General features: G+C 72.1%; 14 protein-coding genes and 2 pseudogenes. 11 read left to right on the forward strand and 5 right to left on the reverse strand.

Annotation, left to right across the window (positions count from 1 at the left end; translation table 11 throughout):
• Positions 1-36 precede the first annotated feature (36 nt).
• The gene (locus OG247_RS03600) at positions 37-1,341 is read left to right on the forward strand and encodes a putative Ig domain-containing protein (RefSeq protein ID WP_327250795.1); all 1,305 of its coding nucleotides are present in this window, start codon (positions 37-39) and stop codon (positions 1,339-1,341) included.
• A 368-nt stretch (positions 1,342-1,709) separates the two neighbouring features.
• Here OG247_RS03600 and OG247_RS03605 read toward each other — a convergent pair whose 3' ends face one another.
• Positions 1,710-3,041, reverse strand: a complete 1,332-nt coding sequence (locus tag OG247_RS03605; RefSeq protein ID WP_327250796.1) for an MFS transporter — start codon at positions 3,039-3,041, stop codon at positions 1,710-1,712.
• A 331-nt stretch (positions 3,042-3,372) separates the two neighbouring features.
• Here OG247_RS03605 and OG247_RS03610 point away from each other — a divergent pair, with 331 nt between their 5' ends.
• Together OG247_RS03610 and OG247_RS03615 are read left to right on the forward strand one after the other, a co-directional pair.
• On the forward strand, positions 3,373-3,528 hold the full coding sequence (locus tag OG247_RS03610; protein WP_327250797.1) for a DUF6131 family protein: 156 nt from the start codon (positions 3,373-3,375) through the stop codon (positions 3,526-3,528).
• 48 nt (positions 3,529-3,576) lie between these two features.
• On the forward strand, positions 3,577-3,813 hold the full coding sequence (locus OG247_RS03615; protein ID WP_327250798.1) for a DUF6213 family protein: 237 nt from the start codon (positions 3,577-3,579) through the stop codon (positions 3,811-3,813).
• A 362-nt stretch (positions 3,814-4,175) separates the two neighbouring features.
• On the opposite strand, the gene OG247_RS03620 is transcribed toward OG247_RS03615, so the two are convergent.
• Positions 4,176-4,499 (reverse strand): plasmid stabilization protein, encoded by a 324-nt coding sequence (locus tag OG247_RS03620; RefSeq protein WP_327250799.1) that lies wholly within the window; start codon positions 4,497-4,499, stop codon positions 4,176-4,178.
• Positions 4,500-4,683: 184 nt separating this feature from the next.
• Here OG247_RS03620 and OG247_RS03625 point away from each other — a divergent pair, with 184 nt between their 5' ends.
• The 4 genes from OG247_RS03625 (at position 4,684) to OG247_RS03640 (ending at position 6,224) form a co-directional block, all read left to right on the forward strand.
• Positions 4,684-4,863, forward strand: coding sequence for a CsbD family protein (locus OG247_RS03625; RefSeq protein WP_327250800.1), 180 nt, complete (start codon positions 4,684-4,686; stop codon positions 4,861-4,863).
• Between the two features lie 65 nt (positions 4,864-4,928).
• Positions 4,929-5,228 (forward strand): STAS domain-containing protein, encoded by a 300-nt coding sequence (locus OG247_RS03630; protein ID WP_327250801.1) that lies wholly within the window; start codon positions 4,929-4,931, stop codon positions 5,226-5,228.
• A 63-nt stretch (positions 5,229-5,291) separates the two neighbouring features.
• Positions 5,292-5,657: an STAS domain-containing protein gene (locus OG247_RS03635; protein ID WP_327250802.1), complete on the forward strand. Its 366-nt coding sequence runs from the start codon at positions 5,292-5,294 to the stop codon at positions 5,655-5,657.
• Between the two features lie 12 nt (positions 5,658-5,669).
• A complete protein-coding gene (locus OG247_RS03640; protein ID WP_327250803.1) occupies positions 5,670-6,224 on the forward strand; it encodes an ATP-binding protein in 555 nt (184 codons plus the stop codon).
• On the opposite strand, the gene OG247_RS03645 is transcribed toward OG247_RS03640, so the two are convergent.
• The 3 genes from OG247_RS03645 to OG247_RS03655 form a co-directional block, all read right to left on the reverse strand.
• A complete protein-coding gene (locus tag OG247_RS03645; RefSeq protein WP_327250804.1) occupies positions 6,221-7,126 on the reverse strand; it encodes a SigB/SigF/SigG family RNA polymerase sigma factor in 906 nt (301 codons plus the stop codon). The two genes, OG247_RS03640 and OG247_RS03645, sit on opposite strands and share 4 nt — an antisense overlap.
• A 111-nt stretch (positions 7,127-7,237) precedes the next feature.
• Positions 7,238-9,766 (reverse strand): SpoIIE family protein phosphatase, encoded by a 2,529-nt coding sequence (locus tag OG247_RS03650; protein ID WP_327250805.1) that lies wholly within the window; start codon positions 9,764-9,766, stop codon positions 7,238-7,240.
• A gap of 50 nt (positions 9,767-9,816) precedes the next feature.
• The gene (locus tag OG247_RS03655) at positions 9,817-10,047 is read right to left on the reverse strand and encodes a hypothetical protein (RefSeq protein WP_327250806.1); all 231 of its coding nucleotides are present in this window, start codon (positions 10,045-10,047) and stop codon (positions 9,817-9,819) included.
• 268 nt (positions 10,048-10,315) lie between these two features.
• Between OG247_RS03655 and OG247_RS03660 the strand changes: the two genes are divergently transcribed.
• The 4 genes and pseudogenes from OG247_RS03660 to OG247_RS03675 all read left to right on the forward strand — a co-directional run bounded on the left by OG247_RS03660 (position 10,316) and on the right by OG247_RS03675 (position 13,107).
• Positions 10,316-10,675 (forward strand): PRC-barrel domain-containing protein, encoded by a 360-nt coding sequence (locus OG247_RS03660; protein WP_327250807.1) that lies wholly within the window; start codon positions 10,316-10,318, stop codon positions 10,673-10,675.
• A gap of 818 nt (positions 10,676-11,493) precedes the next feature.
• A pseudogene (locus OG247_RS03665) lies at positions 11,494-11,862 on the forward strand (hydrogenase maturation protein); the annotation flags it as partial.
• Positions 11,838-12,170: pseudogene (locus tag OG247_RS03670) on the forward strand (AIR synthase-related protein); the annotation flags it as partial. The pseudogenes OG247_RS03665 and OG247_RS03670, both read left to right, overlap by 25 nt.
• 97 nt (positions 12,171-12,267) lie before the next feature.
• Positions 12,268-13,107: a class II glutamine amidotransferase gene (locus OG247_RS03675; RefSeq protein WP_327250808.1), complete on the forward strand. Its 840-nt coding sequence runs from the start codon at positions 12,268-12,270 to the stop codon at positions 13,105-13,107.
• Positions 13,108-13,128 lie beyond the last annotated feature (21 nt).

A 13,128-nucleotide genomic window follows, 5' to 3' on the forward strand; every position in this document is an offset into this window, starting at 1 on the left:
TGGCGCCGCAACCTGACTCCCCCTCACATGGTGGGCATGTTCCGACTACTCCTCACACCCCCGCGGGCCGCCGCCCTCACCACCGCGGCCCTCGCCATGGTCCTGCCGGCAGCGGCCTGGCTGACCGGACCGGCCGCCGGGCCCGCGGACGCCGCCCCCACGGCCGCGATGCCCGCGTCCGCACCCCTGTCCGGCGCCACCAACGCTGCCGCCGCTCCCGAACGCCAGTGCACCCTCCCCGGGGGCCTGGCCGAGATCAGCGGGCTCGCCATGAGCCGCAAACACCCCGGCGTCTTCTACGCCGTCAACGACAGCGGCAACACCAACCGGGTCTTCGCCATCGACTGCAGTGGCGCCACCGGCCTGCTCAAGGCCACGTACACGGTCTCCGGGGTCGGCAACACCGACTGGGAGGGGTTGACCATCGGCAAGGACTCCTCCGGCCGCCCCGCGATCCTGGTCGGCGACATCGGCGACAACTTCGGCAGTCGCGCCGAGATCACCGTGCACTCCTTCGCCGAGCCCGACCAGCTCTCCAACGCCTCGGTGACGCCCGTGACGTACCGCTTCGCGTACGCAGACGGGAAGCACGACGCCGAATCCCTGCTCGCCGATCCCGTCACCGGCAGGATCCACATCGCGAGCAAACTCATCGGAGCCACGGGCCAGTTGTACCAGGCGCCGCTGCCGCCGGTACCGGGGCAGCTGGGGACCCTGACCGCCGTCCGGCCGGGCCCGGTGTTCGCCACCGACGGCGCGTTCTCCCCGTCAGGGGCCTCGTACACCCTGCGCAGCGGCGGCCCCCTGGGGGCCAACACGGCCTCGGTGTACGACACCTCTGGCACCAAGCTCGCGGACGTGGCCCTGCCCGCGCAGTCACAGGGCGAGACGGTGACCTACCTCGACTGCACCACCCTGCTCGTCGGATCGGAGAACGACACCCAGATCTGGCGCGTCCCGCTCCCCCCGGAGGCCACCCCGGGCTGCGGCGGCACCCCGACACCCACCCCGACACCGACGCCGACTCCCACACCCACGCCCACACCCACCCCGACTCCCACCCCCACACCCACGCCCGGTGACCTGAAGCTGGGCAACCCCGGCCCGCAGAGCTGCAAGTTCAACCAGAACTGCACCGTCCAGCTCACCACCACGGGCGGCAAGCCCCCGGTCCGCTACGCCGCCACCGGACTGCCCTGGGGCCTGACCCTCGACACCACCACCGGCCGCATCACCGGCAAACCCTGGGCCACCGGAACCCTCCAGATCACCGCCACCGCCACCGACACCACCGGAGCCACCGCCACCACCACCTTCCCCCTCACCCTCACCTGGTTCTAAAGGAGGCACCGGGGATCAGCCCCTCGCCGGGTCAGCCCAGCCTCGACGCCACCTCCCGGTCGGCGACGAGGGCGTCCACGGCCGCCCTCGTCCCGCCGGTCCCCCCGGGGCCGCGAGCTCGCGGCGCACATGGAGAATGGCCGGCCCGGCCCTGGCGCGGAGGCGCTGGGCACCACGGCGGAAACCGGCCTCTGGACACGCTGATCCTTCTGGCGGCCCCGGCGGCCGTGAACTACTACCCGCACATCGGGTTCACCGCGCACGACTCCGCCTGGACGATGGTCGGTCCGGCCGCCCGGGCCCGAGCCCTACGTACGCGTACCCCTCCGCCCGTACCCGGCTCCAGGGAGCGCGGTGTCGCCAGCCCGTCAGCCCGTCCGCGCAGCGGACGGCGAGGGCGCGGCGGGGGCGGAGGCGGAGGCGGAGGCGGAGGCGGATGGGGCGAGGACGAAGTCGAGGCGGCGGACGGCGGAGCGCCGCTGGAGCACCGACAGGGCCGTGATCCCCGCGCCGAGGGCCAGCCAGCCCGCGGGCCCGGCCGTCATCACCACTCCGGTCAGGAGCAGCGGACCGGCGGACTTCTGGACGGACTGGGCCATGCCCGCCACCCCCAGGTACGACGCCCGCGCTTCCTCGGGGGCGAGTGAGACCGCCAGCTCCCAGGAACTCACCGACCGCAGCAGTTCCGCGGCCGTGACCAGCACCGCCGCGGCGAGCAGTACGACCGTCGCGGCCACGGTCCCGGCACCGGAGGTGAGGGCCAGGAGGGTGCAGCAGGCGAGCATCGTCAGCCCGTACAAGGAGACCGCCGCCGCGGCCTGGCGGGGTTCCTCGAACCTGGCGGAGACGCGGAGTTGGAGTACGACGACCAGCACGGTGTTGATGACGAGGAAGGCCGGAACCAGCGCGTGCGGTGCGTCGGTGTGTGCCACGAGCCAGAGCGGCAGGCCGACGGCCAGGACCGAGTCGTCGAGGTTCATGGGGATGTCGAGCAGGACGAAGCGCAGATAGCCCCGGTCCCGCCACGGGCTCGGCGCCCCCGCCCGGCCGGGCGCGGCATCCCCGAGTGCGGCATCTCCGGTCGCGGCATCCCCGGCCCCCGCGCCGCCCCCGGAGGCCGCGCCCCCCGTCAACGCATCCCCCGCACCCGCGGCCACCCGCCCCTCGGCTCGCGGTTCCCGGGTACGCCAGACCAGAGCCGCGGCAGCGGCGAACGAGAGCGCGTTGCCCAGGATCAGCACCTGGTACGCCGCCGGCGTCCCGACGGCGAGGCCGGCGGCGGCGATCCCCGCGCCCACCGCGTAACCGGCGTTCGCCGTACTGCGCGACAGGGCCTGATAGGTGCCGCGCCGCTCACCCGCCACCCGTGTGGCGAAGAGCATCTCCAGCGCCTTGGCCGCCCGGTCGCCGAGGTAGGTGACGGCGACCAGGGGCAGCAGCACGTCGAAGCGGGTGACCACGAGCAGTGCCCCGAGGGTTCCGAGGCGCAGCAGGTGACAGCCGATCAGCAGGGACCGTACCGGGAAGCGGCCCGCCAGGTGCCCCGCCAGGGGCGATCCGGCGATGCCCGCGACGGCCGCGGCGCCCAGGAGGAGGCCGATCCGGCCGGCGTCCAGGCCCAAGACGAAGGTGAAGTAGAGGACCGAGGAGGCCGCCCAGACGCCCGTTCCGGTGCGGTCGAGGAGCTGGGCGAGCAGCATGATCCGAGCGTCCCGACCGCCGGGCGGCCGCCGCAACTGCGCCACCAGTCCGGGCCGTCGCTCCCGCTCCCGTACCGGCCGCACCGGCTGCACCGGCCGCTCCCGCCACCCCTGCGGACCCTTCCCGATCCCCGTACCGCGCCGCCGCATCCCATTGCCTCCGAGCCCCCGCGAAAGTATCTCGACATCGAGATACCAGCGGAAGCCTGCCCGAGATCAATCTTGACGTCAAGATACTTCCGGATGCGGCCCGCCCACCGGACTGGGCCACCTCCCGCTGCATTCCGGCAGCGGATCGGGGCAGAAGCAGCCTGCGAGATGGGAGAACATCATGATCGCGCTTGGCATCGTCCTGTTGATCATCGGCTACCTCCTCGGCATTTCGATCCTGTGGACGTTGGGGATCATCCTCGTCGTCATCGGGGTCGTCCTGTGGGTGCTCGGCTCCGTCGGGCACGCGGTCGGAGGGCGGCGGCACTATTGGTAGCGCGCAAGTGACGGAGCGGACGCGCACGGACGCTCGGGAGACGGTTCCATGATCCAGATGTCCATACCGCTGATACCCGCGGATGACGGCGTACTGCTGATCCCCGCCGATCACGTCACCGGACTCCTGCGCAGCCTCGCGGCCGACTGGCTGGAATCGGAGCACACCGGAGAGATGCGCGGCGACGAGCAGACCGTCCGGGACCTGGCGGGCGTACTGACCGAACTCGCCGATCAGATCGACGTCGAATGCATCGGGTTCACTTCGGCCGCTCCACGTCCGTAGGACAGCGGCCGCGCAGAAGGAATCGGCAGGAGAGGGGCTTCGCGCCAGATCCTGGACCGCTCCCGGCAGCTGGAGCCGCCACCTCCGGGCGGGCCTGTTCACGTGGGCCCTCGGCGTCGCCTGCGCGACCCTGCCCGTCTACGCCGTCGCCACGTCTTCGCCCCCACTGATCTGGGCCTTCGCCGCGGTCTGGGTGCTCACCCCCATCCGGCTCATCCGGCTCATCCGGCTGGCGATCGGCTGGTGCCGCACGCACGACATCGCCCCGTGACGCCGTTCCCCTCGGAAGTCCCACGGGGAACGGCGTCACGGGGCGATGAGACGAGAGGACGGGGGGACGAGGAACGGAGCCGGGGCGGCCGTCAGTAGCCGAGCTCGCGCTTCAGTTCGGCCTTGTCCATGGAGGAACGGCCGTGCAGATTGCGCCGCTTGGCCTCCGCGTAGAGCTGGTCGTACGTCGGCCCCTGCGCGCCTTGGTGCGAGCGCAGCCCGCCGCGCCTGGCCGAGGAGATGTCCTCGATGGAGCTCTTGCTCGCCGTCTCGGACTCCCCCGCACGGGCCCGCTCCTTGTTGACGGTCCGCGCGGCGATCTCCTTCGCCCGCTCGGCGCTCTCGCCGCGCTTCTCGGCGCTCTCCTTGATGTGCTCGTACTGGCGCTCCCGCTTGGCACTGGAACCACGAGGCATGATCGCTCCTCGGACTGGGGGACACGGGCATACGGGACGCCTACCCGGGGCCCCGTACCGCATTCCTCGCCGGACTTCCACAGGCCCGGGCGGTCAAGATATCGGGCAATTCGCTACGGATTGCAGGCCGCCGCCCCCTGACGCATGGTGGCAGCAGTACCCCCTCAGGAAGGAAGAAATCGTCATGGGCAAGGCAAAGGGCAAGGCGAAGCAGGCCAAGGGGAAGCTGAAGGAGAACCTCGGCAGCGCGATGGACGACAAGCGCATGCAGGCGGAGGGAAGCACCGAGCGGATGGCGGGCAAGGCCGAGGAAATGGCCTCCGACGCCGCGGACAAGATGAAGAAGGCCAAGGGACAGCGCTGAGGATGCCGGACGAGCACGGCGCGCACGATCCTGCCGGCCCGCCTCCCCCTGCCAGGGAGGCGGCCGTGGTCCGCCTGTCGGGGGAGATGGACCTCAGCCGGGTCGACGAGGTGCGCGCCGTGCTGCTCGAAGCGGTGACCCGATGGGACGGCCCCGCCGACATCGTCGTCGACCTCAGCGCTCTCACCTTCTGCGATTCCGCCGGACTGAACCTGCTGCTCCGGGCCCGCCTGCAGGCACTGGAGGGCGGCCGCACGCTGCGCCTGGCGGCGCCGAACGCCCAGATGCTGCGGCTGCTGGACATCACCGGCTCCCTCCCCCTCTTCCCCATCGACACCGTACCGCCCGGGTTTGGCGACCCGTGACGGGGTAGGCGCGAGACATATCCGGTGTGTCGAGACCCGAACCACCGGGGAAGGGGGTACGCGATGCCCTCGGCGGACGAAGACCGCTTCGCGGTCGACGTGCGACCCCTCGACGGGGCCACCGTCCTGACCTTGGCCGGGGAGCTCGACCACGACACCGCAGAGCCCCTGCGCGCGGCTCTGGAAGCCGCCCGGGCAAGTGGCGGGCGACGTCTGCTGGTCGATGTCAGCGAGCTGGCGTTCTGTGATTCCACGGGATTGAACGTGCTGCTGCACAACCGGCTCGCGGCCCGGGAGACAGGTGGCAGCCTCGAACTGATCGGCCTGCACCGTCCGGTCGCACGCATGTTCCACGTCACCGGCGCCGACGGGCTCTTCCCGCAGCACCCCGATGTGGAGGCGGCCCTGGCGAGTCAGCAGCGCACGTAGCGAGGAGCGAGGATGAGCGAGCGCCGGTCATCGGAGTGGACCCGGCGTCTGCTGTTGCACGGCACCACGGACGTCGTCGGCCGATGCCGCGATTTCACCCGCCGCGCCCTCACCGAGTGGCAGTGGCTGCCGGAACCGGAAGCCGCCGACGGCACCGGCACCGGCACCGCCTACAGGCACGGCCGCGGGAACGCCGGCGAGGACGAGACCGCCGAAGCCGCGGACGACGTGCTGCTCCTGGTGTCCGAAGTGGTGGCCAACGCCTGCATGCACGCGGGCGGGCCGAATTCGCTGCTCTTGCGCTACACCGCCGAGCGGCTGCGCATCGAGGTCACGGACGCCAGTCCGGTCCTACCCGTCCACCGGCTCCCGACCGATCCTGCCCGGCCCGGCGGCCATGGGCTGCTCATCGTGAAGCGGCTGGCCCGTGCGTGGGGGGCGGATCCGGTCGACGGCGGGAAGTGCGTGTGGGTGGAGGTCGCCACTCCACCTGCCCTACGGGAGTACGGAGAAACCCCCCTCCCGGCGGCCGGGCGAGTCTCCCCGCCCGGCATGAGCGCGTCCTAGTCCCGGCCCTCGCCGCCGCTCCGGCCCGCGCCGTCGTCCTCGTCCTCGCCGTCGTCCTCCAGCATCCCGGTCCGCAGCCTGGCCATGATGCGGCTCAGCAGTCGTGAGACGTGCATCTGGGAGAGGCCGAGCCGCTCACCGATCTCGGACTGGTTCAACTCTTGGCCGAAGCGCAGCGAGAGGATCTGCCGATCGCGGTCACTGAGCGTGGCGAGCAGCGGCTTCAGCGTCTCCAGGCATTCGATGCGGTCGTACGCCGCCTCTTCCTCCCCCAGCGGCCACCCCCGGGTGCCGCCGTCCGCCTCGGGTCCCACCGGGGCGTCCAGGGATCCCGCCATGTAGCCGTTGGCCGCCCGGCGGCCCTCGTCCAGAGCCTCCGGGGTGATCCCGAGGCACTGCGCCAGTTCCAGGTCGGTCGGGTGGCGTCCCAGTCGCTGCTCGAGCGCGTCGTGCGTTTTGGCGATGTCGAGACGGAGTTCCTGCAGGCGGCGCGGAACCTTCACGGACCAGCTGGTATCGCGGAAGAACCGCTTCATCTCGCCGGTGATGGTGGGAATGGCGAACGTGGTGAACTCGACCCCGCGTTCGACGTCGTACCGGTTGATGGCCTTGATCAGGCCCACCGTGCCGACCTGGACGATGTCCTCCAGGGGCTCGGAACGGTTGCGGAACCGGCGTGCCGCGTATTTCACCAGGCTGAGGTTGAGCTCGACGAGCGTATTGCGCACGTACGAGTACTCCGGCGTCCCTTCGCTCAGCTCCTTCAGCCGCCGGAAGAGCGCTACGGACAGGGTCCGCGCCTCGCCGGTGCTGACGGTGAGCGGATCCTCCGGGACAACGGGCGTCTCGGTGCGGAGGTCGATGCGGAACGGATCCGTGGTGTCGCTGGATACGGGTGCCATGAGCTTCCTCCGACGGATGGGTGGGTACCGGCCGACCCGGAGCGGGGCGGCGGGAACCGTCGTGGTCCTTCCGGGGGGATATACCCACACGGGGGAATGCTGACCCCCTTTTTACGGAACATCCCCGTCCGGTACCTCCTCCGGGCCCCCGCCCGGGCCCCCGCCCGGGACGTGGACGTCCAGAACGCAGATGTCGTCGCGGTGGGCCGTCGACAGGGAGACGAGGGTGCGGGCGAGGGTTTCGCCGCGGCCTTCCCGGAGGAGTCGCACCGCCGTCTCCGCCAGGCGGTCGAGGCCGGTCTCTATGTCCTCACCCGGCTCCTCCACGAGCCCGTCGGTGTAGAAGAGCAGGTGGTCTCCGGGCAGCAGGTCGATGGCGGCCTGCTCGTAGGGGGCTTCGAAGGTCGCCCCGAGGAGGGCACCCTGGGGCTGCTCGAGGAACTCCGCCCGGTCGCCGCGGATCAGCAGGGGCGGCAAGTGGCCTGCCCGTACCCAGGTCAGCCGCCGGTCCCAGGGCTGGTAGCGGGCCATGACCATGGTGGCGGTGGCACTGCCCGACGGGTCCGAACCGGTGTGCAACAGCAGCGTGTTGAGCCGGCGCAGGACATCGGGCAGGGGTGAGCCGGTGACCGCCATGCCCTTGGCGGTGAACCGGAGCTGGGCCATGGTCCCGACGGCGGCCAGCCCGTGACCGGCCACGTCTCCGATGACGAACAGAGCGCTCTCGTCGGGGAGTTCGATGGCGCTGTACCAGTCGCCGCCCACATTGATCCCGCTGTCGGCGGGGACGTAGGCCACGTCGATGCACAGGCCGGCCAGTTCCAGGGACTGTTCGGGGATCGGCAGCAGGGTGTCCTGGAGACGCGCCGCGAGCGCGCGCTCGGCCTGGAGCATGCCCCGCTGGAGCAGGACGGCGCGCTCGCTCTCGTGCAGCGCGACTTCGATGTCGTGCTGTGTGGTGAGGTCCTGGAAGAAGCCGTGCACCTCGACGGGTGTGCCGTCGGCGTCCGTCTGGGCCTCTGCGACGATCCGCAGGTGGCGCACTCCGCGCCGGGTGGTGATCCGGAACCGCTGGTCGACGGCCTGCCCCTCGCTCAGCAGCCGCTCGACGGCGGCGCCCAGCTGGTGGAGGTCCTCGGTGACGACGTGGCTCGGCAGTTCCGCCAGCGGCATCGGCCCCCGGATCGGATCCCGGTCGAAGATCGCATAGACCTGATCGGACCAGGTGACGGTGTCGGTGACCAGGTTCCAGCCCGCCCAGCCGAGGTTGCCGAGGCGCTGCATGTCGGCCAGCCGGCGGGTCTCGCGCTGGCTGGTGTCGTGGCAGATCCAGGACACGACCAGGTGGTCTCCGAGCCTGGACGCCCGGACCGAGTAGACGGACTGCCGGGGGACGCCCGCGACCACTTCCTCGTAGGTGAAGGGTTCCCCCTCGTACCGGGTACCGGTGGTGAGCGTCCTGAGGTACCCCTCCCACAGGGCGGTACCCGCCACGGTGGGGTACGTCTCCAGGATCCGGCGGCCCACGAGTTCCTTGCCGCGCCGTCCGGCCACGTCGACGGACTCGGGCGCCGCCGCGTCGATGCGGTAGTCCTCCACCTCACCCGTCTCGGAGCGCAGCGGGGTGAGCAGGGTCGCGGGGCCTGCCATGGTGTCCAGGATGAGCTGGACGGCCTCCGCGTAGCCGCCGACCACGGCTCCCGCGCCCTCGGGGTCGCGAGGTGCCGGCGCGCCCAGGGGCCCCGCGCACAGCCGGGTCGCCTGGCGCAGCAACGCCCGGATGTCGGCGGCGAAGGGGCCCGGCCGGGTGCGCAGGAACCCGATGGCGGCCCGGGGAGGGCCCTCACCGGGCACGGGGACCCAGGCGCGCGCCGGCCACCGTTCCGGCGGGTCGCCGATGAGCAGATAGCGCCGGGCGTCCTGTTCGGCGTCCTCCAGCCAGAGGGCGCGGCGGCCGGCGACCGCTTCGAGGGCGGCGACCCCGCTCAGCGGGGGAATGTGGCGCCACTGCTCGGCCAGGGCCGCGGTGATTCCGGCGCTTCCGGTCAGATCCAGGCTTCCCGCGGCCGCGACGGTGTAGATCATCACCGCGTCCACGTCGGTGGCCGCACCGAGCACGGTCACCAGCAGCTCGGCGATGTCGTCGCCCCCGTGCGCCGCGGCCAAGCCGTCGGCGACCCGCGCCAGCAGGCCGTTCAGCTCGCCGTCGTGGTCGTGGTGACCGGCGAGATAGCGGCGGCGGCTGAACGCCGAGGTGCCCGTCCCGTTCTCCGGGCCCGTGACCGTGCGCGTGGCAGTGGCCGTAGGTGGCGTAGACGTGGCCGTGGCTGTGGCCGTGGGCAGCGAGATCCGGGCGGTCCCCCGCGGCCGGCGCACACGGAGCTGCCCGAGGGTGATCCAGCACTCTTCCAGGACGGTGCGGTCGCGCCGGCCGGCCCGTTCGAGGAGCAGGGCGTACGCCGCGTCGGCGGAGACCCCCGCCTGGGCCATGAGTACGCCCTTGGCCCGCTCGACCACGGCCGTGGTCGCGGCGACGCCTTCCAGGTCGACGACCTCCGACCGGAGTCTGGCCACGACCCTGGCGAGCGCCACCACCTCGGGTGCGGCGCCCTCACCCACGGGTGCGGCATCGCCCTTCACTCCTTGAGCATGCCACGCCCGCTCCCCACCCGCTCAGGTGCGGTCCGGCTTCATTCATCGCGCGGTCCCACCCACCGCGCCGCCTTCCGGCCCGGCTTCTCGGGCTGCTGCGGACGGTCCAGACGGCTGGCTTCGTCCGTGTCGGCCGCGGGTGTGGTCCTTTCGTCGCGGCGACCGGTGCGTGCGGTGTCGTCACTGCGCTCGGAGTGCGCCTTGCGGCGCCGGTCCTGTTTTCCCGCGCCCTCCAGGGGTACTCCTCCCGCGCCACCCTGCTCGTCCATGGCGGTCCTCCTCGGTCGACGGGAGCCGCGCGGCTCGGCGGCGGCCCCGCACGGGCGACTGCCCCACTCCGGTCCGCGCAAACCGGTGGCACGCGCACGGTCCTGCGGTCACGGTCCCGCGGTCGGGTCTGCATCGGACGCGCCCGGCTGGGTAGGCGCCCGGTGCGGGGTGCGGCCTCGGCCTCATGGCTGCGACGGGGGTCGCACTCCGTCGTCGAGGATGACGCACCGGGAACCGGGAATCGCGACTCACGGAGAGGAGCGGACCATGAGCACACAAGACATCTGGGTCTGGGGTCACGAGGACACCACGGGCTACTTGAAGGGGCTCGACCTCGTCGGCTACAAGGTGGAGGCCACCGACGGAAGCATCGGGAAGGTCGACAAGCACTCCGAGGAAGTCGGCGCCTCCCTCATCGTCGTGGACACCGGCATGTGGATCTTCGGCAAGCACGTCCTGCTGCCGGCCGGCGTCATCACCCGGATCGACACCGCCACAGAGACCGTCCACGTCAACCGGAGCAAGGAGCAGATCAAGAACGCGCCGGAATTCGACGAGTCGAAGTACGACAGTGGGCCCAGCTATCTGGAGCAGTTCGCCCGGTACTACAACCAGCCCCACATGTAAATCGGCCCCCACCCACCCGGCCGTGGTCGCGACGCGCGAGCCCTGGAGCGGCACGGATTCCCCGGGTGGCCGGACTCAGGTCACGGACTCAGGTCACGGACTCAGGTCACGGGCTCCGGCGCCGGCACCGGTCCCGGGAGGGGCCCCGGCGGAGGATGCCGATCGGGCCGCGGTACGGGCGGCGGGTCGGGCTCGGGCTGCGGTGGCGCCGGCGGTACCGGGTCCGGCCCGGGGGCCGGCACCGACCCGGCAGGGGCCCGGGTTGCGGTCCCGGGCCGGGGCCCGGCGCGGGGGTCGGGTTGGGCGGCACCGGGTCATGGGGAGGCGTCCCCATGGACGCCTCCCCTCCCGGTACCGATTCGGGTCGGGTGTGCGCGCAGCTCTTCGGATTCGTCACAGTGCGTCCGATCGTTCGTCCGGAAACCGGCGGACCGGACCTCGAGGCCGTCCGGCCGGGCACCGTCCGGGTGCCCGCAGGCGCGCGGGTCGCCGCCTCCCGGCAGCACGCGCGGCGTACCGCGCCTACCCGCGCCGCCGGGCCCTAGACACACCAAGTCCGACGTCGCGGAAGCCGGACCGCCGACGCCTGGCCGAAGCAGTACCGGGGACCGGGGACCGAGGCCACCGCGGGCTCCTTCTCCGCTGCCGCCGAGCGGCCCTGTGCGACTGCGCGTACGGGTGACGCGGACAGCGGGGTGCGCACGCTCGCCGGTGGGCGTCGCGAAGCATCTCTGGCGGCCGGTCACGCGCCGGCCCCGCACCGCCGATGCGGCCGGGCCGCCCTGTGCCGTGGCACCGGTCCGTCGCAGGGAGTCCCCGTGCACGTCCTGCTCGTCGCGAGCGCCTTCAACAGTCTCACCCAGCGGGTCCACGCCGAGCTGCGCGACCGTGGCCACAGCGTCGCCGTGGAGCTGACGCTCCCCCCGGCCGACCTGGCGGCGTGCGTCCGGCGCCACCGCCCCGAGCTGATCGTCGCGCCGATGCTGACCTCGGCGGTGCCGGAGGAGGTCTGGTCCGCCCACACGTGCCTGATCGTGCATCCCGGTCCGGTCGGGGACCGGGGTCCCTCCTCGCTCGACCGGGCGGTACTGGACCGGGTCCCGCGGTGGGGCGTCACCGTCCTGCAGGCCAATGCGGAGATGGACGCCGGCGACGTGTGGGCCTCGCGCTCAACGAGATCGCCACGGCCTCCGGCACCGGCGTCCTCGTCCACGAGACCCGGGTGCCCGTGCCCCCGGCCGTCGCGAACGCCTGCTCGATCCTCGGCCTGGACCCGTTCTACGTGGCCAACGAGGGCAAGCTCGTGGCCTTCGTACCGCGCGAGCACGCCGAGGCCGTGCTCGACGCGATGCGGGCGCATCCGCTGGGGCGCGGGGCCACCGTGATCGGCGAGGCGGTGGAGGCCCGCCCGGGCATGGTCGTGGCCCGCACCCGGCTGGGCGGCACCCGCGTGGTGGACCTGCCGATCGGGGAGCAGCTGCCGCGGATCTGCTGAGCTCGGCCCGGCTCCGCCGCGCCCCTGCGCGGCGGAGCCCAGGACCGCCGCCGCGTCCGGGGTTAGGCTCGGAGCAGGCCGCGAAAGAGAGGTTCGCATGTGCCGCTGGCTCGCCTACTGGGGTTCGCCGATGCTGCTCGACGCCGTGCTCTACCGGCCCGAGCACTCGCTGATCAACCAGAGCCTCCACGCCCGGATGGGTGTCGAGACGACGAACGGGGACGGCTTCGGCATCGGCTGGTACAGCGGGAACGGGGACGGCACGCCGGCCGTCTTCCGGGACGTCGCACCGGCCTGGAACAACCGCAACCTGCGCGAACTCGCCGCGCACGTGTGCTCGCCGCTGTTCTTCGCGCACATCCGCGCCTCAACGGGTTCGGCCGTGCAGCAGACCAACTGCCACCCGTTCCGCCACGGCCGGTGGCTGTGGATGCACAACGGGGCCATCGCGGACTTCCACCGGCTGCAGCGCGACCTGTGCCTTGCTGTCGACCCGGCCCTCTTCCCGTCCATCGAGGGCTCCACCGACTCCGAGGTGATGTTCTACCTGGCGGTGACCTTCGGGCTCGACCAGGACGTTCCGGGGGCGGTGGCCAGGATGACCGGGCTCGTGGAGCGGCTCGGCAAGGAGCACGGCGTCGCCGAACCGGTCCAGATGACCCTGGCCATCAGCGACGGAGAGCGCCTCTGGGCGTTCCGCTACTCCAGCCGGGGCGCCTCCCGGTCGCTCTTCTACAGCAGCCGCGCCGATACCATCCGCCACCTCCACCCCGAGGTGGAGTTCCTCGACCACATCTCCGACGACTCGCGCCTCGTGGTCTCCGAGCCCCTGGGGGACCTGCCCGGCGTGTGGAACGAGCTTCCCGAATCCAGCTACACGGTGATCCCGTCCGTCACGGACCGCGATTACCTGCCCTTCGTCCCGGTGCTCGACTGACCCCCCTGCCGGAGCCCGTTC

The organism is Streptomyces sp. NBC_01244 (assembly GCF_035987325.1).
GTDB lineage: Bacteria > Actinomycetota > Actinomycetes > Streptomycetales > Streptomycetaceae > Streptomyces.

Bases quoted from the DNA above. Each gene is read 5' to 3' on its own strand.
- OG247_RS03600 (WP_327250795.1), top strand. From the start codon at position 37: ATGTTCCGACTACTCCTCACACCCCCGCGGGCCGCCGCCCTCACCACC.
- OG247_RS03605 (WP_327250796.1), bottom strand. From the start codon at position 3,041: ATGCTGCTCGCCCAGCTCCTCGACCGCACCGGAACGGGCGTCTGGGCG.
- OG247_RS03610 (WP_327250797.1), top strand. From the start codon at position 3,373: ATGATCGCGCTTGGCATCGTCCTGTTGATCATCGGCTACCTCCTCGGC.
- OG247_RS03615 (WP_327250798.1), top strand. From the start codon at position 3,577: ATGATCCAGATGTCCATACCGCTGATACCCGCGGATGACGGCGTACTG.
- OG247_RS03620 (WP_327250799.1), bottom strand. From the start codon at position 4,499: ATGCCTCGTGGTTCCAGTGCCAAGCGGGAGCGCCAGTACGAGCACATC.
- OG247_RS03625 (WP_327250800.1), top strand. From the start codon at position 4,684: ATGGGCAAGGCAAAGGGCAAGGCGAAGCAGGCCAAGGGGAAGCTGAAG.
- OG247_RS03635 (WP_327250802.1), top strand. From the start codon at position 5,292: ATGCCCTCGGCGGACGAAGACCGCTTCGCGGTCGACGTGCGACCCCTC.
- OG247_RS03640 (WP_327250803.1), top strand. From the start codon at position 5,670: ATGAGCGAGCGCCGGTCATCGGAGTGGACCCGGCGTCTGCTGTTGCAC.
- OG247_RS03645 (WP_327250804.1), bottom strand. From the start codon at position 7,126: ATGGCACCCGTATCCAGCGACACCACGGATCCGTTCCGCATCGACCTC.
- OG247_RS03655 (WP_327250806.1), bottom strand. From the start codon at position 10,047: ATGGACGAGCAGGGTGGCGCGGGAGGAGTACCCCTGGAGGGCGCGGGA.
- OG247_RS03660 (WP_327250807.1), top strand. From the start codon at position 10,316: ATGAGCACACAAGACATCTGGGTCTGGGGTCACGAGGACACCACGGGC.
- OG247_RS03675 (WP_327250808.1), top strand. From the start codon at position 12,268: ATGTGCCGCTGGCTCGCCTACTGGGGTTCGCCGATGCTGCTCGACGCC.